General features: G+C 69.9%; 21 protein-coding genes and 1 pseudogene. 12 read left to right on the forward strand and 10 right to left on the reverse strand.

Features of this window, described 5'->3' with window-relative positions:
- Positions 1-2 precede the first annotated feature (2 nt).
- On the reverse strand, positions 3-650 hold the full coding sequence (locus tag ACWH43_RS22355; RefSeq protein WP_158446533.1) for a nitroreductase family protein: 648 nt from the start codon (positions 648-650) through the stop codon (positions 3-5).
- A 112-nt stretch (positions 651-762) separates the two neighbouring features.
- Between ACWH43_RS22355 and polA the strand changes: the two genes are divergently transcribed.
- From polA to ACWH43_RS22375, 4 genes are all read left to right on the forward strand, one after another.
- Positions 763-3,804, forward strand: coding sequence for a DNA polymerase I (gene polA, locus ACWH43_RS22360; protein WP_158446525.1), 3,042 nt, complete (start codon positions 763-765; stop codon positions 3,802-3,804).
- A gap of 143 nt (positions 3,805-3,947) precedes the next feature.
- Positions 3,948-4,307, forward strand: coding sequence for a DUF883 C-terminal domain-containing protein (locus tag ACWH43_RS22365; RefSeq protein ID WP_158446524.1), 360 nt, complete (start codon positions 3,948-3,950; stop codon positions 4,305-4,307).
- Positions 4,308-4,310: 3 nt separating this feature from the next.
- Positions 4,311-4,733 (forward strand): hypothetical protein, encoded by a 423-nt coding sequence (locus ACWH43_RS22370; RefSeq protein WP_158446523.1) that lies wholly within the window; start codon positions 4,311-4,313, stop codon positions 4,731-4,733.
- Between the two features lie 110 nt (positions 4,734-4,843).
- Entirely contained in the window at positions 4,844-6,190 is a 1,347-nt protein-coding gene (locus ACWH43_RS22375) for a sensor histidine kinase (RefSeq protein ID WP_260349237.1), read from the forward strand.
- 39 nt (positions 6,191-6,229) lie between these two features.
- Here the strand turns inward: ACWH43_RS22375 and ACWH43_RS22380 are convergent, their stop codons facing one another.
- Positions 6,230-6,607, reverse strand: a complete 378-nt coding sequence (locus ACWH43_RS22380) for a response regulator (RefSeq protein WP_158446521.1) — start codon at positions 6,605-6,607, stop codon at positions 6,230-6,232.
- Positions 6,608-6,755: 148 nt separating this feature from the next.
- Positions 6,756-7,244 carry a DUF992 domain-containing protein gene (locus tag ACWH43_RS22385; protein WP_158446520.1) on the reverse strand — a complete coding sequence of 163 codons (489 nt, stop codon included), beginning with the start codon at positions 7,242-7,244 and terminating at the stop codon, positions 6,756-6,758.
- Positions 7,245-7,433: 189 nt separating this feature from the next.
- Here ACWH43_RS22385 and ACWH43_RS22390 point away from each other — a divergent pair, with 189 nt between their 5' ends.
- Positions 7,434-7,583, forward strand: a complete 150-nt coding sequence (locus tag ACWH43_RS22390; protein ID WP_260349236.1) for a hypothetical protein — start codon at positions 7,434-7,436, stop codon at positions 7,581-7,583.
- A gap of 18 nt (positions 7,584-7,601) precedes the next feature.
- Here the strand turns inward: ACWH43_RS22390 and ACWH43_RS22395 are convergent, their stop codons facing one another.
- From ACWH43_RS22395 to ACWH43_RS22405, 3 genes and pseudogenes are all read right to left on the reverse strand, one after another.
- The gene (locus tag ACWH43_RS22395) at positions 7,602-8,375 is read right to left on the reverse strand and encodes an extensin-like domain-containing protein (RefSeq protein WP_260349235.1); all 774 of its coding nucleotides are present in this window, start codon (positions 8,373-8,375) and stop codon (positions 7,602-7,604) included.
- Positions 8,376-8,431: 56 nt separating this feature from the next.
- Positions 8,432-8,596, reverse strand: coding sequence for a hypothetical protein (locus ACWH43_RS22400; protein WP_260349234.1), 165 nt, complete (start codon positions 8,594-8,596; stop codon positions 8,432-8,434).
- Between the two features lie 132 nt (positions 8,597-8,728).
- Positions 8,729-9,521: pseudogene (locus tag ACWH43_RS22405) on the reverse strand (response regulator).
- Positions 9,522-9,735: 214 nt separating this feature from the next.
- Between ACWH43_RS22405 and ACWH43_RS22410 the strand changes: the two are divergent.
- From ACWH43_RS22410 to ACWH43_RS22420, 3 genes are read left to right on the forward strand one after another with little or no spacing between them, the layout of a single operon-like run.
- Positions 9,736-9,957 (forward strand): NepR family anti-sigma factor, encoded by a 222-nt coding sequence (locus tag ACWH43_RS22410; RefSeq protein WP_158445969.1) that lies wholly within the window; start codon positions 9,736-9,738, stop codon positions 9,955-9,957.
- On the forward strand, positions 9,944-10,504 hold the full coding sequence (locus tag ACWH43_RS22415; RefSeq protein ID WP_158445968.1) for a sigma-70 family RNA polymerase sigma factor: 561 nt from the start codon (positions 9,944-9,946) through the stop codon (positions 10,502-10,504). The genes ACWH43_RS22410 and ACWH43_RS22415 overlap by 14 nt, the downstream gene beginning before the upstream one ends.
- 24 nt (positions 10,505-10,528) lie before the next feature.
- On the forward strand, positions 10,529-12,157 hold the full coding sequence (locus ACWH43_RS22420) for a sensor histidine kinase (RefSeq protein WP_260349232.1): 1,629 nt from the start codon (positions 10,529-10,531) through the stop codon (positions 12,155-12,157).
- 27 nt (positions 12,158-12,184) lie between these two features.
- Here ACWH43_RS22420 and ACWH43_RS22425 read toward each other — a convergent pair whose 3' ends face one another.
- Both ACWH43_RS22425 and ACWH43_RS22430 read right to left on the reverse strand, forming a co-directional pair.
- Entirely contained in the window at positions 12,185-13,075 is an 891-nt protein-coding gene (locus ACWH43_RS22425; protein ID WP_448153638.1) for a transglutaminase family protein, read from the reverse strand.
- A gap of 116 nt (positions 13,076-13,191) precedes the next feature.
- Entirely contained in the window at positions 13,192-13,470 is a 279-nt protein-coding gene (locus tag ACWH43_RS22430; RefSeq protein ID WP_158445966.1) for a hypothetical protein, read from the reverse strand.
- 174 nt (positions 13,471-13,644) lie between these two features.
- On the opposite strand from ACWH43_RS22430, the gene ACWH43_RS22435 reads away from it, so the two are divergent.
- From ACWH43_RS22435 to ACWH43_RS22450, 4 genes are all read left to right on the forward strand, one after another.
- Positions 13,645-14,403: a Crp/Fnr family transcriptional regulator gene (locus ACWH43_RS22435; protein ID WP_260349229.1), complete on the forward strand. Its 759-nt coding sequence runs from the start codon at positions 13,645-13,647 to the stop codon at positions 14,401-14,403.
- Between the two features lie 117 nt (positions 14,404-14,520).
- A complete protein-coding gene (locus tag ACWH43_RS22440) occupies positions 14,521-15,315 on the forward strand; it encodes a class I SAM-dependent methyltransferase (RefSeq protein WP_158445964.1) in 795 nt (264 codons plus the stop codon).
- A 134-nt stretch (positions 15,316-15,449) separates the two neighbouring features.
- On the forward strand, positions 15,450-16,640 hold the full coding sequence (locus ACWH43_RS22445) for a GGDEF domain-containing protein (RefSeq protein ID WP_158445963.1): 1,191 nt from the start codon (positions 15,450-15,452) through the stop codon (positions 16,638-16,640).
- Between the two features lie 69 nt (positions 16,641-16,709).
- Positions 16,710-17,660, forward strand: coding sequence for a glutaminase (locus ACWH43_RS22450; RefSeq protein WP_158445962.1), 951 nt, complete (start codon positions 16,710-16,712; stop codon positions 17,658-17,660).
- Positions 17,661-17,679: 19 nt separating this feature from the next.
- Here the strand turns inward: ACWH43_RS22450 and ACWH43_RS22455 are convergent, their stop codons facing one another.
- The gene (locus ACWH43_RS22455; protein ID WP_158445961.1) at positions 17,680-18,399 is read right to left on the reverse strand and encodes a ribonuclease activity regulator RraA; all 720 of its coding nucleotides are present in this window, start codon (positions 18,397-18,399) and stop codon (positions 17,680-17,682) included.
- 164 nt (positions 18,400-18,563) lie between these two features.
- Positions 18,564-19,652, reverse strand: a complete 1,089-nt coding sequence (locus ACWH43_RS22460; RefSeq protein ID WP_158445960.1) for a 2'-deoxycytidine 5'-triphosphate deaminase — start codon at positions 19,650-19,652, stop codon at positions 18,564-18,566.
- Positions 19,653-19,718 lie beyond the last annotated feature (66 nt).

Raw genomic sequence — 19,718 nt, forward strand, 5'->3', positions numbered from 1 at the left:
CTTCACAGGAAGCTTGCGATCTCCTCCAGCGGCTTCTTGCCGATGGCGGGGACGAGGCAGCCCTCCTTCGGATAGCCGACGACAAGCAGGATCAGCGCCTTCTCGTTGTCCGGCCGCCCGCAGATCGCGTTGAGGAAATTCATCGGTGCCGGCGTATGCGTCAGCGTCGCGAGCCCGGCATCGTGCAGCGCCGCGATCAGGAAGCCCGTGGCGATGCCGACCGATTCCGGCACGTAATAGTGCTTCACCTTGTTGCCCTGCGCATCGTGGCCCCAGCGCTGGGCGAAGATCGCGATCAGCCAGGGCGCCGTCTCCAGGAAGGGCTTGTTCTCGTCCGTGCCGAGATGGGCGAGCGCGCCCAGCCACTCCTCGCCGGCGCGGCCGGCATAGAAGGCGCGCTCCTCCTCCTCGGCGCCCGCGCGGATCAGCTTCTTGCGCTCCGGGTCGGAGATGCAGACGAAGGTCCAGGGCTGCTGGTTGGCGCCCGAGGGCGCCGTGCCGGCGACGCGCACCGCGGTCTCGATCAGCGCGCGGGGCACCGGCCGGTCGGAGAAGTCGCGCACCGTGCGGCGCTTGCGCATGCGGGCGAGAAAGGCCTCGGCGCGCGGCTGCATCTGCGCCTCGGCAACGCCCTCGAAGACCAGGGGCATGGTGACATAGCTATTCACGGCGCTTCGCTCCTGACGTGTTTTGGTGAGCTTGCTGCGAATCGCCGGCCCGGCGCAATGGACCGGCCGCGCGCGCCCGCTTATGGTCCGCGCCATGAGCGACAAAGCCACCCCCGCCCCCGCCCTGAAGCCCGGCGACCACCTCTTCCTGGTCGACGGCTCGAACTTCATCTTCCGGGCCTATTTCCAGTCGATCAACCAGGACCGAAAGTACAATGCCCGCTCGGACGGCTTGCCCTCCGGCGCGGTCAGGCTGTTCGCGACCAAGCTCTTCCAGTTCGTGCGCGAGGGCGTGCTCGGCGTCAGGCCGACGCATCTCGCCATCGTCTTCGACAAGTCGGAGAACTCGTTCCGCAAGGCGATCTACCCGGCCTATAAGGGCAACCGTTCCGACCCGCCGGCCGATCTCATCCCGCAATTTCCGCTGATGCGCGAGGCGGTGCGGGCCTTCGGGCTGATCCCCGTCGAGCAGGACGTCTACGAGGCCGACGACCTGATCGCGACCTATGCCAGGCAGGCGCGGGAGGCCGGCGCCGACGTGCTGATCGTCTCGGCCGACAAGGACCTGATGCAGCTCGTGCGCCCGGGCGTCGCGATGTACGACCCCGCCTCCGGCGACCAGAAGAAGGGGGCCGGCTTCCGCGCCGAACGCCGCATCGGCGAGCCGGAAGTGGTCGAGTATTTCGGCGTGACGCCCGACAAGGTCACCCATGTCCAGGCGCTCGCCGGCGACGCCACCGACAACGTGCCGGGCGCGCCCGGCATCGGCATCAAGACCGCCGCCCAGCTCATCGGCGAATATGGCGATCTCGAAACCCTGCTGGCGCGGGCGGGCGAGATCAAGCAGCCCAAGCGCCGCGAGACCCTGACCAATCCCGAGGTGGTCGAGAAGGTCCGCATCTCGCACAAGCTCGTCACCCTGGTCGACGACGTGAAGGTCGAGACGCCGCTGGAGAACCTGACGCTGGACCAGCCCGATCCGGGCAAGCTCATCGCCTTCCTCAAGGCGATGGAGTTCACCACCATCACGAGGCGCGTCGCCGAGGCCTATGAGGCCGATGTCGGAGCGGTGGAGGCCGACCCCGCGCTGGCGCCGGGCGGGCCGCGCGCAGCCGAACTGAAGGCGCTCTATGCCGGCGCCGACATCATCGAGGACGCGGTCTCCGACACGACGCCGGCCGCGCTCGCGCCCACCACCACGCTGTCCGAGGCGATGGGCGGGGAAGCGGACTGGATGAGGCCGGCCGATCTCGCCGCCGCCCGCAAGAACGAGGCCGTCGCCGGCAAGATCGACCGCTCCGGCTACGAATGCGTGCGCAGCCTCGCGGACCTCGAACGCTGGATCGGCTGGGCCTATGAGGCCGGCCGCGTCGCGCTCGACACCGAGACGAACTCGCTCGACGCGCTGCAGGCCGATCTCGTCGGCATCTCGCTCGCCGTCGCGCCGGGCCGGGCCTGCTACATCCCGCTCCAGCATCGCGCCGGAGACGGCGGGCTCTTCGACGAGGGGCTGCTGCCGGACCAGATCCCGCTGGCGCAGGCCGTCGCCGCGCTGAAGCCGCTGCTCGCCGATCCCGGCGTGCTCAAGATCGGCCAGAACCTGAAATACGACCTGCTGGTGCTGCAGCGCCACGGCCTCGCCCTCGCCGGGGTCGAGGACACGATGCTGATCTCCTACGCGCTCGATGCCGGCAGCAACAGCCATGGCATGGACAGGCTCGCGCAACTGCATCTCGGCCACGAGACCATCCCCTATGCGCAGGTCGCCGGCACCGGCAAGGCGCAGGTCACCTTCGACAAGGTGCCGCTCGACAAGGCGACCGACTACGCCGCCGAGGACGCCGACATCACGCTCCGGCTCTGGCTGGCGCTGAAGCCGCGCCTCGCCGCCGAGCGGAAGACCGCCGTCTACGAGGTGCTGGAACGGCCGATGATCGCCGTGCTCGCCGCGATGGAGACGCGCGGCATCGCCATCGACCGGCAGATCCTGTCGCGCCTCTCCGGCGATTTCGCCCAGGGCCTGGCGCGGCTGGAGGACGAGATCTATGAACTCGCCGGCGAGAGGTTCACGATCGGCAGCCCCAAGCAGCTCGGCGACATCCTGTTCGGCAAGATGGGGCTGGAGGGCGCCAAGAAGACGGCGACCGGCCAGTGGGCGACGGGGGCGGGCGTGCTGGAGGATCTGGCCGAACAGGGCCACGCGCTGCCGGCGAAGATCCTCGACTGGCGCCAGCTCGCCAAGCTCAAATCGACCTATACCGACACGCTGCCCAACCATGTGAACCCGCAGACCAACCGGGTCCACACCTCCTTCGCGCTGGCGGCGACGACGACGGGCCGGCTCTCCTCCTCCGAGCCGAACCTGCAGAACATCCCGATCCGCACCGAGGCCGGCCGCAAGATCAGGACGGCCTTCGTGCCGGAAAAGGGCTTCAAGCTGGTCTCGGCCGACTACAGCCAGATCGAGCTGCGTATCCTCGCCCATATGGCCGAGATCCCGCAGCTCCGGCAGGCCTTCGCCGACGGCATCGACATCCATGCGATGACGGCCTCCGAGATGTTCGGCGTCCCCGTCGCGGGCATGCCGAGCGAGGTGCGCCGCCGGGCCAAGGCGATCAATTTCGGCATCATCTACGGCATCTCGGCCTTCGGCCTCGCCAACCAGCTCGGCATCGGCCGCGAGGAGGCGAGCGCCTATATCCGCAAATATTTCGAGCGCTTCCCCGGCATCCGCGACTATATGGACCAGACCAAGACCCATGTCCGCGCCCATGGCCAGGTCACCACGATCTTCGGGCGCGTCTGCCATTTCCCGGCGGTTTCCTCGAAGAACCCGTCGGAGCGCGCCTTCGTCGAGCGCCAGGCGATCAACGCGCCGATCCAGGGCTCGGCCGCCGACATCATCCGCCGCGCCATGATCCGGATGGACGCCGCGCTGGCGGCCGAGCGGCTCAATGCGCGGATGCTGCTGCAGGTCCATGACGAGCTGGTCTTCGAGGTTCCCGAGGCCGAGGTCGAGAACACCTTGCCGGTGATCGAGAAGGTGATGGTCGAGGCGCCGCACCCCTCGGTCCAGCTCCGCGTGCCGCTCGTCGTCGAGGCGCGCGCGGCGGGGAACTGGGACGAGGCGCATTGAGGCGCCGGGGCCGCAGCGGAACAGAAGCGGGGGTCCCCGCGTTGGCGCGGTAAGAGAGGCTCGCGCCAGCGAGCCTCTTGCAGCGAGTGGACCGTCCGGCCACCATCGGCGGCGCGGAATCGAGCGACAGGGAAACGATCGACATGGCAAGCACGGCACCTTCGAAACGTCAGGCGGCCGCGGCCGCCAAGCGCGCCGGGAGCGAGATCGAGGCCGGCGCCGAGGAGGTCGCGACGCAGGCGCGCCGCGCCGGAGCCCGCGCCAAGCGGCAGGCGAGCGCCCTGGAGGAAACCCTGTCCCGCAGCGCCGAGGACATCGCCGCGACGGTCGGCGACCGCCTGCGCGCGGTCGGCGTCGACACCGACCGGGTGGTCGACGTCGCCAAGGAGCAGGCCGGCGAGCTGCAGAAGCTGATCGAGGACGAGATCCGCGAGCGGCCGCTGCGCGCCCTGGGCCTGGCGGCGGCGGTCGGCCTGTTCGTCGGCTATCTTTCGGCGCGCTAGCCAATGTTCGGGGGGCTTGGATCCTTCATCGCCTCGGAGATCTCCGGAACGGTCAGGCGCAATGCGACGGTGATCGGCCTGTTCGCCTTCGCCGCGCTGCTCCTGCTCTGCGCCGGCGGCTATGCGCTTGATGCGGCGCACACGCTCCTGACCGAGCGCTACGGCGCGGTGGCGGCGAGCCTGTGGGTGGCCGGGGGCCTCGTCCTGGCCGCGCTGGTCGCCTTCTGCGTCGGGCTCTTCGTCAGGAACCGGCCGCGCCAGCCCCGCCCCGTCGCGGCGACGGCCGCGCTGGCCGCGGCCCCGCTGGCCGCCCGGATGCTGAGTTCGCGAACCGGCTGGCGCGTCGCCGCGCTGGCGGGGATCGGCGTGCTCGGAACCATCCTCGGCCGGCAGCTCTTCACCGGGACGGACGAGGGCGAGGCTTGAATCCGCCTCCCGGCCCCGGGGTTTACGCGACCCGTCTTTTTACATAGGGAATCGGACATGTGTCCTTTAGCAGGATAGGCATGTCCCCTCCGGCGAGGCTCCGCGACCGCTTGTCACCCCCCGCATTTCCCCGCCTGGCCGCGCGCCTGCGCTCGGCGACCGCGACCATATCCGCCATCGCCGTCGTCGCCGTCGCCGTGGTGCTGGCGACCTGGATCAACCTGCAGGCCCGGCGGACCGCCGACCGGGTTTCGCACGCCATCGAGATCCGCGAACGGGCGGAGCGCTTCCTGGGGCGCGTCAGCGACGCCGAAACCGGCCAGCTCGGCTATCTGCTCACCGGCCGGGACGCCTATCTCGCCACCTTCGCCGAAGGCCGCGCCGAGGCCGGGCCCGAGCTCGACGCGCTCGCCGGGCTGGTCGATGCCGATCCGGTGCAGAAGGGCCGCGCCCTCGCCTTGCGCGAGACCACGCTCCGCAGGCTGTCCGAGCTCGACCGCTCGGTCGATCTCGTGCGCAAGGGCCGGCGCGACGAGGCCCTCGCCGCCCTGCGCGAAGGCCCCGATATCGCCACCACGGACAGGCTGCGCGGGATCGTCGGCGACATCCAGCAGGCGGAGAACGTTCAGCTCCACGCGCTCCAGCGCCATGAGGAGCGGCGGCGCGTCTGGGCCAGTAGTGGCATCGTCGTCGCCCTCGCCGGCCTCGCCTTCACGGCCTGGCAGGTGCTGCGCCGGCGCCAGCGCCGCAGCACCGAGCTGGCGCTCAGCAATGCCGAGCTGGAGCAGATCGTCGGCGAGCGCACCCGCGAGCTCGAAGGCGAGCGCCTGCGCATCGAGGCGCTGCTGCGCGACGTCAACCACCGCGTCGGCAACAACCTCGCCATGGTCTCCGCCCTGCTCAACGTGCAGAGCCGGCAGGCGCGCGAGCCCGCGGTCAAGGCGGCGCTGGCGCAGGCGCAATCGCGCATCCAGGCGATCGCCGCCGGGCAGCGGCGGCTGCGCCTCGACATCGAGACCGACGCGATCGAGGCGCGTCCCTATATGGAGGACCTGCTCGCCGAGATCGGCAAATCGGCGGAAGGGCGCCCCATCTCGATCGCCCTCGACCTGGACTCGATCCGGCTGCCCGGCCGCGACGCGGTCTCCTATGTCGTCATCGTCAACGAGCTCGTCACCAACGCCATCAAGCATGCCTTCCCGGACGGGATGGCCGGGCGGATCACGGTCCGCCTGGCGCGCGTCGAGCAGGACGGCGAACCGGCCCTGTCGCTCGCGATCGAGGATGACGGCATCGGCATGCCGGCGGACGTCCAGAACAAGGGTCTGGGCCAGACCGTGATCACGAGCCTGCTCCGCAGCATGGGGGCGACGATGACCGCGCGGCCGCTCGCGCCGGGCAGCGAGCGCCCCGGGACCTGCGTCACGATCGTCGTACCGAAGCGCAGCCAGGCCTGAGGGAGGGGCGCCGCCTCGGGACGGGCGAAGTCCAAAATCTCAGGCGATGCTCTCGGACGGCAGGCCGCCGATCGCAGCCATGACGAAGGCCGCGATCTCGCGCGTCGAGAACGGCTTGCGCAGGAACCGGACCTGCCGCAGCGGCTTCGGCACCTCCTGGGGCGCGGATCCGGAGACGAAGACGAAGGGGATGCCGATCCTCTGCAGCGTATCCGCGACCTCGAAGGTCTTGCCGTCGACGACGTCGATGTCGAGCAGGGCGCAGGAGAGCCGCCCGGACGCCGCCTGCCGGGCCTTGGCGACGGATTCGACGACGATCAGCTCGGCCTCGTCGCCAAGCTGATCCGCCACCGCCGTTTCGAGGTCCATGGCGATGAACGGGTCGTCTTCGACAATCAGAACGCGGATGTCAGCCATCGAACGGCTTTCTCACTCACTGCAACCTGTCACCCCCAACGTAGCAGGGGTGCCGATGTTCCTGGCCTTAAGGGCATTCAGGCCAGATTGCGTCCCATTTGATTCAATTCTGCGGGGACAAGGTTAGCAAAGCGTAAGCGGCCCCGCTTCAGCGGCGGCGCCCCGGCGGCCTGAGCGTCAGCTCGAACTGCGAGACGCCGACGGCGACATTGAAGCCGCGCGGGGTCTGCACCACCCGCGGCTGCAGGACGACCTTGCCGCCCTTGCCGCCGACCAGCCGCGTGCCGCCGGTGCCGGCCGCGGGCGGAGCGGACGCCGTATAATGGCCATCCAGCGCGCCGAGCGGCGCACGCGCGTAAGGGCCGTAGACATGCCAGGTCATCGTCGTGCCGCGGATCGAACCGAGGTCGAGCCCATATTGGCGGATGACGCCGGTATAATGCTGCGTCGGACCGCGCCGCGGCCTGAAGCGGCAGTCGAGCGGCTTCTGCGACTTGATGACGGCGCCCAGCCCCGCCCCGACCGCGCAGGACAGCCGCCCGGTCGGAGGCTCGGACTGAGCCCGTGCCGGCGCGGCCGAAAGGCAGGCCGCCAGGGCCGCTGCGCCCAGGCACGACCGGGAATGCCGAATGCTCATCTTGATCGCTCCCGCGAGGTGACCGGACGAAACGCCTCAGGATGCCCACAGTTCCGGGGTAGTGGAACCCTGCGAGACCTTCTTGCGTTGCAGGATCATCTTGGCACGGGAATATCGATGTCCGTGAGTCGCCTTCGGGGGAAAACCCCAACAATCGCAGCCTCGACCGATGAGGAGGAAGCGGTTCCCGTGCCGCCCTTCTGGGAACTCGAAGCGCTGATCGCGGCCGGGCTCACGCATGAGGCCGCCCTGCAGGTGATGGCGGCGCGGCGTGCGGCGCTGACGCTGGTCGGCGCGCCCGAGCCGGCGGAACCGCGCCGGTTCGGCCTGGCCTCCTGACACGGCGGCGACCCTTCCTCACTGGCAGAAATGCGTGGCGCGCGAGCGCCGCTCCTGAATGTCGACATGCAGATGATTGGCGTGGGCCGCGTCGGAACCCGGCCCCAGCGCCGTCGTGAAGGCCCCGCAGGCCGATTGCCGGATCGCCGTCAGGAAGCTGTTCTGCACCAGCCCCTGCGGCTTCTCCACCACGACCTGCACCGCCGCTTTTCCATCGCCCACGCGAAACGCGAAGATATCGAGCGCCCTTCCGGTGGCGTGTTCGCTGACGGGACCCTCCGATGCATGGTTGCGGCGCCGGCACTCATGCCCGCCGCCGACGCGCAGCGCCGTGAGGTCGTTCTCGAAATGGCCGCGCACCAGCGGCTGGACGCTGTCGCGGACCCAGTCCGCCACCACTTTCGCCAGCGCGCAACTGACCGTCACGGGCGGTTCGAAGGCGACGCTCTGCTGCTTCTCGGACGCGCGGAGAGCCAGGGCCTTCACCACGACGGGCTCGCTGACACGGCAGGCGGGGTCGCCTTGCGCGAGCTTCGGATCGGCAGCCTCGACGTTGTTGCCCGGGATCGCCGCCAGCGAGGCGAGGCACGAGGCCTCACCCGCCTCGGCAGCGGGGGGCGGCGAGCCGGCCGGAGCCGGCTGCGCTGGCCTGTCTCCGGATTCGGCGGGCGGCTGGGCGGGCTTCGCGGCGGCCGGGGGGCCGAGTTCGGCCGGCCGTCTCGGCGGAAGCTGCCGGGACAGGGCAGGCTCGGTCCGGGCCGGGGCCTGCCCGGAAGCGGGCGCGCCGAGCACGAGGAACGCCATGCAGCCGAGCAGGGCTACCGGGGCATGGAGACCTTTGCGCCGACTCAGCCATCCAGGGCCGAAGCGCTTCCCACCGCTACGCTCGTCAGAACCGCAAGCACCAGCGACAGAAACTCGCCGGTGAACGCTCCGGGTTGTACGAGCCCCGAATACAACGCCGCCGCCACCGAAACGGCACCTGCTGCCGTAGCCATGAACGTCGTCGCCATGGTCCACACCCTCCCCAACTGCACGCCAACCCGACATGAAGCCGCGAACGCCCGAGCGCGAGGCTTGTTCCGCGGCCTTCGCAAAAAGGGGGACCCGCACGGCGCGCGAGCCCGGTCGTGATGTCCGGCGGCTTATGCCGCCTTCCGGCCAGCCCGACGGTCGAAGAACAACGCCTGGCTGATCGCGGCCTTCACCGCCTCGGGCTGGAACGGCTTGGTGATGAGGAAGGCAGGCTCGGGCCTGTCCCCCGTCAGCAGCCGCTCGGGATAGGCGGTGATGAAGATCACGGGCACGTCGATCGAGGTCAGGATCTCGTTGACCGCGTCGAGGCCGGAGCTGCCGTCGGCGAGCTGGATGTCGGCCAGAACGAGGCCCGGGCGCTTCTTGGCGACGAGGGCGATCGCCTCGCGCTGCGTCCTGGCGACGCCGGTGACGCTGTGGCCGAGCTCCTCGACCATCGTCTCGATGTCGAGCGCGATGATCGGCTCGTCCTCGATGATCAGGACGTCGGTCGCGACCTGCTCGGCGATCTCCTGCCCGGCGGTCTGGACCAGGTCCGAGGCCTCGGCGGACGAGACCTGCATGATCGCGGCGACCTCGTCGATCGCGAAGCCCTCGACCGTGCGCAGCAGGAAGGCCTGGCGCGGGCGCGGCGTCAGCGCCTCGAGATTGCGCTCGGCGGGCGAACGCCCGAGCTCCACCACCGGCTCCCTCGCATCGACCCCGGCCGAAGACCAGAGCTGGAGGAAGGTGCGGTAGAGGCCGATGCGGGGATCGAGGTCGCGCGGGAAGCCGGAAGGATCCGCGACCAGCGCCTCGAGCATCGCGACGACATGCGCGTCGCCGCTCGCCTGCGTGCCGCTGAGCGCGCGCGAAGCGGCGCAGATAGGGAAGATGGGGCGCAATTTCCTTGGCAATCGACATCAACTTGTCCTTTTTATTGCGCGTGAATAATGGCTTAGGCATTTCCACTGACAAGCGATTTATTTTTGCGGCCGGGCGGAACCTTTTCGCCTGTTGCCGGTTCGAAGGGCGTATCGGTGCCGCCATCGCCATTCGGGATCGGCTCGGCCATAATGGAATTCTGGATCGGGGGACCTGATGAAAAAGCGGGCGAGATCCTGGCGCGAGGGCTGAGATGACCAATTTGGAAGCTGCGATGGCTGATCCCGGAGGCGACAACGACGATTTCGACATGGTCCTCGACCCGAAAGTACAGGAATCCATCGGTCGTTCGCTGAAGGCGCATTACGACGACATCGTCAACGCCCCCGTTCCCGACAAGTTTCTCGTGCTGCTGGCGCAGCTCGAAGCGACGGAACAGAGGGCAGCCGGAGCGTCGCCCGATGATCTCAAATGATTTCAAGGACGGGCTGATCCGGGAGATTCCCAATCTGCGCGCTTTCGCGGCGTCGCTGTCGGGCTCGATCCAGCTCGCCGACGATCTGGTGCAGGACACGCTGCTCAAGGCCTGGGGCAATTCCGACAAGTTCGAACCCGGGACGAGCCTGCGCGCCTGGCTCTTCACCATCCTGCGCAACACCTATTACTCGCTCTACCGCAAGCGCGGCCGCGAGGTGCAGGACAGCGAAGGCACCTATGCCGAGCGCATGGCGACCCAGGGCAACCAGGAGAGCCATCTCGACCTCGCGGATTTCCGCAAGGCGCTGGCGAAGCTGCCGGAGGAACAGCGCGAGGTGCTGATCATGGTCGGCGCCACGGGGCTCTCCTATGAGGAGGCCGCGGACATCTGCGGGGTCGCGATCGGCACCATCAAGAGCCGCGTCAACCGGGCGCGGACGAAGCTGGCCGAACTTCTCTCGATCGGCGGCGTCGACGATCTCGGTCCGGACCGGACCAGTACAGCCGCGATTCAAAGGGCGCGTTCCGAAACTGTCGGGTTCTGAATGCGTCTCGCGCGGTTCCGTACGGTGCGGGGGCGCCTCCTGGCGCTCCTGATCGCGATTGAGCTTCCGATCGGCTGCGTGACCGTGCTGACCGCAGCCACCGCCTATCGCACCATCATGGGCGATATCGAGGCCTCGCAAGTCCAGACCACCGACGATTTCGCCGTGCGCATGCGCGTCTGGTATCGTGGCGCCCTGCGTTCGCTGCTCTCCTTCGGCGCCACGGTTTCCGAAGCGGCCCTGCCTCCCGAGCTCTGCGGCCAGGCGGGCCTCAAGATGCTCGACCGGGCGCGCGGCTTCTCGGCCGTCCTGGTCCGCAGCGCCGATGGCAGGCTGTGCAGCGCCGCTCTCGACCCCGGCATCGACGCGCAGGTGCTCGAGCGGACGGCGGCGAGCATGCGCGCCTCCCCGCCCGTCGCCCCCTGGAAGGGCGTCGATCTCGGCGCGGCGCGGTACGGCCAGGCCTCGATCGGCGATCGCCGCTACCTCGCAGTCCATGCCCAGAACCCCGCCGCGACGGGCCAGGACATGCAGGAAGCGCTGCTGCTGGTCGCGCCGGCGGTGCTGGAGAGCGTGCTCGACCTCGGCAGGGGCAGCAAGGGCATGGACATCGCCCTCGTCGCGCCGGATGGCGGGATCGTCGCCAATCGCGGCGACACCCCGCCGGAGGCGTGGCTGCCGCGCGAATCCCGCCCTCCCGCAGAGCTCGACCGCTGGCATGCCGCCGACCGCGAGGGGACCGAGCGCACCTATGCGGCCCGGACGATCGCCGAGCCCGGCTTCTACGTGATCGCCACCTTCAACGACCCGCATGAGCGCGACGCCCTCATCCAGCTCGCAGTGTTCCTCCTCGCGCCGCTCGCCACGCTGAGCCTGCTCTGCCTCGTCTATCTGCGCGCCATCGACCGGCATTGCGTGCGCTGGCTGCGGAGCATCGAGACCGCGGCCCGCTCGCGCTCCTCCAGCAAGCGAGCGCGGGCCGCCATGGCCGACGACATGCCCAGCGACATCCGCAGCGTCGCCGAGGCCTTCAACGCCATGGTCGACGAGCAGGAGGTGCGCCAACGCCGCCTCCAGACCGCGCTCGACGACAACCGCTTCCTGGTGCGGGAACTCCACCACCGGGTGAAGAACAGCCTCCAGGTGGTGCAGAGCTATATCGGCCTCAGCAAGCGCGACTACCAGGACGAGGCCCGGACCGCGCTGGCGGATGCGGAATGCCGTGTTCATGTGCTGTCGGCGGCCTATCGCTTCACCCTCGCGGATGGCGAGATGCAGCCGGTGCGGGTCGACCTGTTCCTGGAAGACGTGGTGTCGATGATCGCGAACCTGATCCGGCGCCGCGATCAGTGGATCTCGAGCCGCATCGAGACGGCCGCCACCCTGTCGGTCGACCGCATCATCCCGCTCGGCTTCCTCGTCGCGGATGTCGCCTCGCGCGTGCTGCGCAGCACGCCGGGAGCCCGGATCACGCTCAGCGTGGTCGATCTGGACGAGGCCACGATCGAGGTCGCGCTCGAGGCCGATCGCGAGGTCGCGCATCAGGAGCCGCCGCGCCTCTTCGCCGGCCTGCTCGCGCAGATCGAGGCGGTGCAGAGCGGCCCGGCCGAAGGCCGCAGCCTCGGGCGCTGGCGTGTCAGGCATCACGGCTGAACGGCCGCCGCCTGTCGACCGGTGGGCTCAGCCGGGCGCTCCGTCCGGCCGAGCCACGGGCTCGATCCGCACGCCGACGGAGAGGTCCAGGAAGGAGCCGGGCGGCCCGGTGAAGCTGCCGGCGACGGGCGAGGCATCCTGCGGCACCCGGGCGACCGCGATGCGCAGGAGCTGCCGGTCCGCCACCAGATCATTGGTCGGATCGAACTCGACCCAGCCGTCGCCGGGAATGAAGACGTTGGCCCAGGCATGGGTCAGCCCGACGGGCGAGACGAGCCCGGCCGCATCTGCTTCCCCGGCCTGGAGGTAGCCGGTGACGAAGCGCGCCGCGAAGCCCAGGCGACGCGCCGCCTCGATGAACAGCCAGGCATAGTCGCGGCACGAGCCGCGGCCGAGGCGGAGGGTGTCGACCGGGTGCTGCGTGCCTTCGTCATAGCGCAGGGCATAGGTCAGCCCGGCATGGATCGCATGGGCGAGGTCGCGCAGGAGATGGCCGGAGCCGCCGCCGGGCCGGCTCCTGAATTCGGCGAGCCAGGCCTCGAGGACGCCGTCGGGGTCGGCCGCCGCGAGGGCGAGATAAGGCTGCAGCACGATGCGCTCGCCATCGCTGTAGACCGCCTCCGTCAAGGCGGCTTCCGGCTCCAGCCGGCTGCGCGGCAGCGCCGAGCCGAAGCGCTCGACCGTCAGCTCGCTGACGATCTCGAGCGTATCGGCCGGCTTCACGAAATCGGCGACCGCGACGGGGTTGCCATAGGCGTCGTGCATCCAGCGCAGCAGCGCCGGCGGCGAGATCGCCAGCGCCGTCGCCACCAGCCGCAGGTCGAAGCTGTCGCGCGGGCGCAGCATCAGCCGATGGGGACCGAAGCTGACCGGCATGCGGTAACGATAGGTGGTCGCGTGCCGGACGCGCAGATACATGATGTTCCCCTGATTCCGGCGCCGCGCCAAAAAACAAGCCGCCCGAAGGCGGCTCGAAGTCCAGCGCGAGGAGCGCCATGCGAGCAACGCGCGCGGGGCCGGGCGGTTCCCGGCGCTCAGCGCAGGATGGCCGGCCGGCCGGTTTCCGCCATGGCCTGCTTCGACACGGCCGGCAGGCCGCGACGCGGGGCCGCCTCGCCGCGCTCGCTCCGCTCGGCGGCGGCATAGCCCGGCTCGCCCGCCGGCGCGCGGCCGCGCAACTGGGCGACCGTAGCGGAGCTCCGGTCGGTCGGCACCTGCCAACCGGCCCCGAAGGTGAGGCCGCCGACCAGGGCGGCCATGCAGCCGAAGAAAATCAGGGCCCGCTTGGCGGGGGCAAGGCTGTCGTTCAGCATCTCCGTCTCCCAACGCCTGCCGGCCCGTCGGGCCGGCGATGACAAGTGAAACGCCGCCGGACCGGCCGGGGTTCCCATCGCGCCGCCGCGATGCCGGGACGGAACGCCGGGCCGCATCCGCGCGTTGATCCGCCATCGGCGCAGCCATGCGCCGCCTCGGGGGAATCGAATTCCGTGACATATCTCAACGCCAGGGCCGGACGCCCGGGCCCTCCCTGCCTTGCCTGCCCGTTGCGCCTGAAGCCGGCCTTCGAGGACAAGAGCGACGACGAGCTGAGCTTCATCCAGGCGCTCAAGACCGACCATCGCAGCCTGGCTGCCGGCAGCGACATCATCCATCCGGGCCAGGAGAATGCCGAGCTCTACACGCTCTATGCGGGCTGGGCCTTCCGCTACAAATCCCTGCCCGACGGGCGCCGCCAGATCCTCAACGTGCTGCTGCCCGGCGACCTCGTCGGCCTCCAGGCCTCCCTGCTCGCCGCCGCCGAGCACGGCATCGAGGCGCTGACCGATGTCGAGCTGTGCGTGTTTCCGCGCAAGCGGGTCTGGGACCTGTTCGCGCGGATGCCGAAGCTCGCCTACGAACTCGCCTGGCTGGGCTCGCGCGAGGAGGCGATGGTCGACGACAACCTGACCTCGGTCGGCCAGCGCAACGCCGGCGAGCGCATCGCCGCCCTGGTCATCTCGCTCTATCGCCGCGCCGACGCGCTCGGGCTGGTGAGCGAGGGCAGCTTCGCCTTTCCGCTGTCGCAGCAGCAGATCGCGGACGCGCTCGGCCTCTCGCTGGTCCATACCAGCAAGACCTGGTCGAAGCTGCGCAAGGCGGGTTTCTTCGCCATGGCCGGCGGCCGGCTGACGCTGCTCAATCCGCGGCTCACCGCCCGCATGGCCGCGATCTACGACAGCGCGAAGGCGCCGCGGCCGCTGATTTGAGCGGCTTTCCGCCCCGCAAAAACGCTTGCCGCGCGGCCGGATTTGACCCCATATGCCCGGTAGTCAGGTTTCCGCGACGCTGGAAAGCGAGCCGTCTTGCAGCGTACAAGGGGTTTCATGTCTTCGACGACTCGACACCGCCCGCCGCGCGCGGGCTCGATCGCGGCCCGGCTCGGCCAATCGCGCGTGGCCAGCCGGCTGGAGGGCGAGGTCCGGGTCACCGCGGCGGATCTGGTCGACTGCGTGGCCGAAGCGAAGCTCAAGGTGGCGGCGGTCCGCTACAAGGTCGAGGACGAGGTCCGCAACAAGGCGGAGAAGCTCAGGAGCCGCGTCAGCGAGGCCAAGTCGAAGCTGGGCGACGAGGCGCGCTTCATCAAATCCTGGATCGACGATCCGCTGCGCACCGGCTCGGTGACGCCGTCGAGCCCGGCGCTGGCCCGGCGCATGGCCTCCTATGTCGACCCGGGGCAGCCCGGCCCGGTCATCGAGATCGGCCCGGGAACCGGCCCCGTCACCGAGGCCCTGATCGAGCGCGGCATCGCCGAGGAACGGCTGATCCTGGTGGAATACAGCCCGGAATTCTGCGCGCTGCTGCGCGAGCGCTTCCCGCGCGCCACGGTGGTCCAGGGCGATGCCTACGCGCTCTCGACGACGCTGGCCGGCCACCTCACGGAGAAGGCCATCGCCCTGGTCTCCAGCCTGCCCCTGTTCAACCGCCCGCCGCCGGCCCGCTCGGCACTGGCGAAGGAGGCCTTCCCGCTGCTGGTGGAGGGCGCGCCCTTCATCCAGTTCACCTATTCGGTGATCTCGCCGATCCCGCGCAAGGGCTCGGGCCTGAAGGCCTTCGTCTCCGACTGGGTGCTGCGCAACATCCCGCCGGCGCGCGTCTGGGTCTATCGCGAGGCGAATTGACGCCGCGGCCGGCGACCGGCCGGATCCGCGAGGCCCAAGGGGTCCGCCACACCGAATCGTAACCTCTTCGACCTAAGCCGCGCTTCGCCCGGGCTATGCGACGCCCTGCCCGCAACGAGGAGCTCGACCGGCCTATGAGTGGTGCAGCCCTGCGTTACACTCTGCCGCGCTGGCGCATCACGCGCTGGCTCGCCGACGCAGGTCCGGACGTTCCCGCCGAGATCCGGGCGGCGCTGGTCGCCAGCCTGTTCGGGACCCTGCCGATCTTCGCCGGCGGCGTCGTCAACTCGCTCGCCGTCTCCTTCCTCATCGCCTGGCGCATCCCGACCCTGCCGTTCCAGCTCTGGTGCGCCTTCGAGGTGCTGTGCTGCCTGATCCGGCTCCTCGTGCTCCTGCGCGCCCAGAAGAAGGCGGCGCGCGGCGAGCCGACCTGGACCGACGCCTATCTCCTGCTCGGCGTCGCCTGGGCGGCGGGCATCGGCGCCGGCACCTTCCTGAGCCTGACCAGCGGCGACTGGGTCGCGGCGACGCTGGCATGCCTCTCCGCGGCCGCCATGGTCGGCGGCATCTGCTTCCGGAATTTTGGGGCGCCGCGCATGGCGGGCGTGATGATCGCGCTGACGCTGGGGCCGTGCTGCTTCGCGGCCCCGTTCGGCAACGAGCCGATCATGTTCATCACCTTCATGCAGATCCCGTTCTACCTGCTCAGCATGACGATCGCCGCCTACAAGCTCAACGCCATGCTGATCTCGACCATGCGGGCCGAGCGCGAGAACGCCTTCCATGCCCGGCACGACATGCTGACCGGCCTGTCGAACCGGGCCGGGCTGACGCGCGCCTTCTCGACCCGCTTCGGCAGCGCCGAGGCGCCGCAGGGGCTCGCGCTGATCTATCTCGACCTCGACGGCTTCAAGGCCGTGAACGACACCTATGGCCATCCGGCCGGCGACGCGCTGCTCCAGCTCGTCGCGGAGCGGCTGCGCTCGCTGGTGCGCAGCTCCGACATCGCGGCCCGGATCGGCGGCGACGAATTCGTCGTATTGTCCGAGCAGACCGAGCGGGTGCAGCTCCAGAGGATCGGCGAGCGCCTGGTCAAGGAAATCTCCGCGCCCTACGAGCTCGACAGCGGCCACCGGCTGCATATCGGCGCCTCGGTCGGCATCGCGCTGGCGCCGGAGCATGGCAGCGACCTGAGCGCCGTGATGGCCGCCGCCGATGCGGCGCTCTACGAGGCGAAATCGCGCGGGAAGGCGCTCTGCGTCATCGCAGGCCAGCGCGCCGTCATCGACGGGCAGGGCGCCAGCGGGGCGCGCCTGCTGCACTGAGGCGCAATCGCCTCAACGGCCTGCCCGCTTGACCTCGGCGGGCGCATCGGGCTTGCCTGAGACCTGCTGATGCGTGGGAGGGATAGCGTGGCGGATCTGGCGCGCCTCGTGCAGGATATCGCCGCCGAGATGGCCGAGGCGGGCGAGCGCGGCGAGGTGGCGAGCTATATCCCGCCGCTCTCCCGCATCGATCCGCGCCAGTTCGGGCTCTGCGTCGCCGCTGCCGACGGCAGCCTCCACGCCGCCGGCGCCAGCGAGGAGCCCTTCTCGATCCAGAGCATCTCGAAGGTCTTCGCGCTGACCCAGGCGCTCGGCAAGGTCGGCGACACGCTCTGGCGCCGGGTCGGGCGGGAGCCATCGGGCACGCCATTCAACTCGATCGTCCAGCTCGAGCGCGAGCAGGGCATCCCGCGCAATCCCTTCATCAATGCCGGGGCGCTGGTCGTCTGCGACATCAACCTCGCCGGCCACGAGCCGCGCGTCGCCATCGGCGAATTGCTACGCTTCATGCGCTATCTCGCCGACGACGACGGCATCATCATCGACGAGGCGGTGGCGCGGGCCGAGCAGGCGACCGGCTTCCGCAACATCGCGCTCGCCAACTACATGAAGGCCTTCGGCAACATCCGCCACGCCCCGGAGCTGACGCTCGGCGTCTATTTCCATCAATGCGCCATCGCCATGAGCTGCCGCCAGCTCGCCAGGGCGGGGCGCTATCTGATGCATGGCGGGCTCTACGAGCCCGGCGGGCCGCGGGTGATCCCAGCCCAGCGCGCCCGGCGGATCAACGCGCTGATGCTGACCTGCGGCCATTACGACGCCTCGGGCGACTTCGCCTTCCGCGTCGGCCTGCCGGGGAAATCCGGCGTCGGCGGCGGCATCCTCGCCATCGCGCCGGGCCAGGCCGCGATCGCGGTCTGGTCGCCCGGGCTCGACGCCAACGGCAACTCGCTGCTCGGCACGCTGGCGCTGGAGCGGCTCGCCGAGGCGACGGGCTGGTCGGTGTTCAGCCCGGACTGAAGCAGGCCGAAATCCCGCCTCAGCGCCCGTTGGCCTGTCGCCAGGCGGCGAAATCGGCCTTGGTCCGCTCCTCGGTCGCGGGATAGAGCCCGAGGATCGAGCGGCCCTTCATCACCTCCTCGGTGACGAAATCCTCGAAGGCCGTCATCTCCACCGCCTCCGCCGCGATCTCGTCGGCGAGACCGGCCGGGATGACGACGACGCCCTCGCCATCGCCGAGCACGACGTCGCCCGGCCAGACCGGCACGTCGCCGCAGCCGATCGGGACATTGATGTCGACCGCCTGGTGCAGGGTCAGGTTGGTCGGGGCGGAAGGCCGGTTGTGATAGGCCGGGAAGGGCAGTTTCGCGATCTCGGGCGAGTCGCGGAAGCCGCCATCGGTGACGACGCCGGCGACGCCCCGCTTCATCAGGCGCGAGACCAGGATGCCGCCGGCCGAGGCGGCGCGCGGGTCCTTGCGGCTGTCGATCACCATCACCGCGCCGGGCGGGCAATCCTCGACCGCCTTGCGCTGGGGATGGGCCCGGTCCTGGAACACCGAGAGCGGGTTGAGATCCTCGCGCGCCGGGATGTAGCGCAGGGTGAAGGCTTCGCCGACCATGGTGCCGGCCTGCGGGTTCAGCGGGCGCACATCCTGAATGAACTGGTTGCGGAAGCCGCGCTTGAACAGGGCGGTGCAGACCGTCGCGACGGAGACGCCGCGCAGCCTGTCGCGGGTTTCTGGCTTCAGCTTCGGCATGGATTCGGTCCCGGGCAAGGCGACGGAAAGGGCGGCGGGAGGCTCGCCAGGCGCAGCCCGGGGCCATTCTCCGCATTTTATCGTCTTGCGCCAGCGGCCGGGGCGAACGCGGCCCATGCGGCCACCGCAGGAACGGCGCTGCGCTCAGGGCGAAGCGAAGAACCTCAGCCGGCGAAATGCTTCGAGAGCTTGAGCGCCTGGCCCTGGTAGTTGGAGCGCAGCCCGGCGCCGTAGAGCGAGTCCGGGCGCGCCGCCATGGCCTCGTAGACCAGGCGCCCGACGATCTGGCCGTCCTCGATGATGAAGGGCACGTCGCGGGAGCGCACCTCCAGCACCGCCCGGGCGCCCTGCCCGCCGGCGGCGCGGTGGCCGAAGCCGGGGTCGAAGAAACCGGCATAATGGACGCGGAACTCGCCGACGAGCGCGTCGAAGGGCGTCATCTCGGCGGCGTAGTCGGGCGGGACATGCACCGCCTCCTTGGAGGCGAGGATGTAGAACTGGCCGGGGTCGAGGATCATGCTGCGCGAGCCGTCGTCCCGGATCGGCTCCCAGAAATCGGCGGCCCGGTAGGCGCCGACGCGGTCGACGTCGATCAGCGCGGTATGATGCTTGCCGCGATAGCCGAGCAGGCCGTCGAAGCCCGAGAGATCGACGCTGACGGCGACGCCACCCTGGAAGGAGGGCTCGGCCGCGCTGACCAGCGTCTCGCGCAGATGGACCTCGCCGAGCGCGCGATCGTCGAGCCGCGTCTCGCCCGCGCGGAAGCGGATCTGCGAGAGCCGCGAGCCCGAGCGGACCAGCACGGGGAAGGTGCGCGGCGAGATCTCGATGAAGAGCGGCCCCTCATAGCCCTCCTCGACCAGGTCGAACTCGCGGGCGCGGTCGGTGATGACGCGGGTGAAGACGTCGAGACGGCCGGTCGAGCTCTTGGGGTTGGCCGCGGCGCGCAGGCCCTTCGGCAGCTTCAGCCCCTCCATCAGCTCGGCGATGTAGACGCAGCCGGTCTCCAGCACGGCGCCTTGCGTCAGGTCGATCTGGTGCAGGGAGAGATCGTCGATGCGGCTCCTCACCGTGCGCTCGGGGCCGGGCAGGAAGCTGGCGCGGACGCGATAGGCGCGCGCGCCCAGGCGCAGATCGAGGCTGGCGGGCTGGACCTGCCCTTCCGCAGGCGGAAGGCCGAGCCGGATCGCGCCCTGCTCGATGAAGGCGCGGATGGTGCTGTCGGGCTGGATGCCGGGCTTGAAGGGCAGCATGCTCGTTCCGCGAGGTTAATCGGTCACCGCTAGCGAAGCCGCGCGCGACGGCCAAGCCGAATGCGC

It is taken from the genome of Allobosea minatitlanensis, assembly GCF_964020775.1.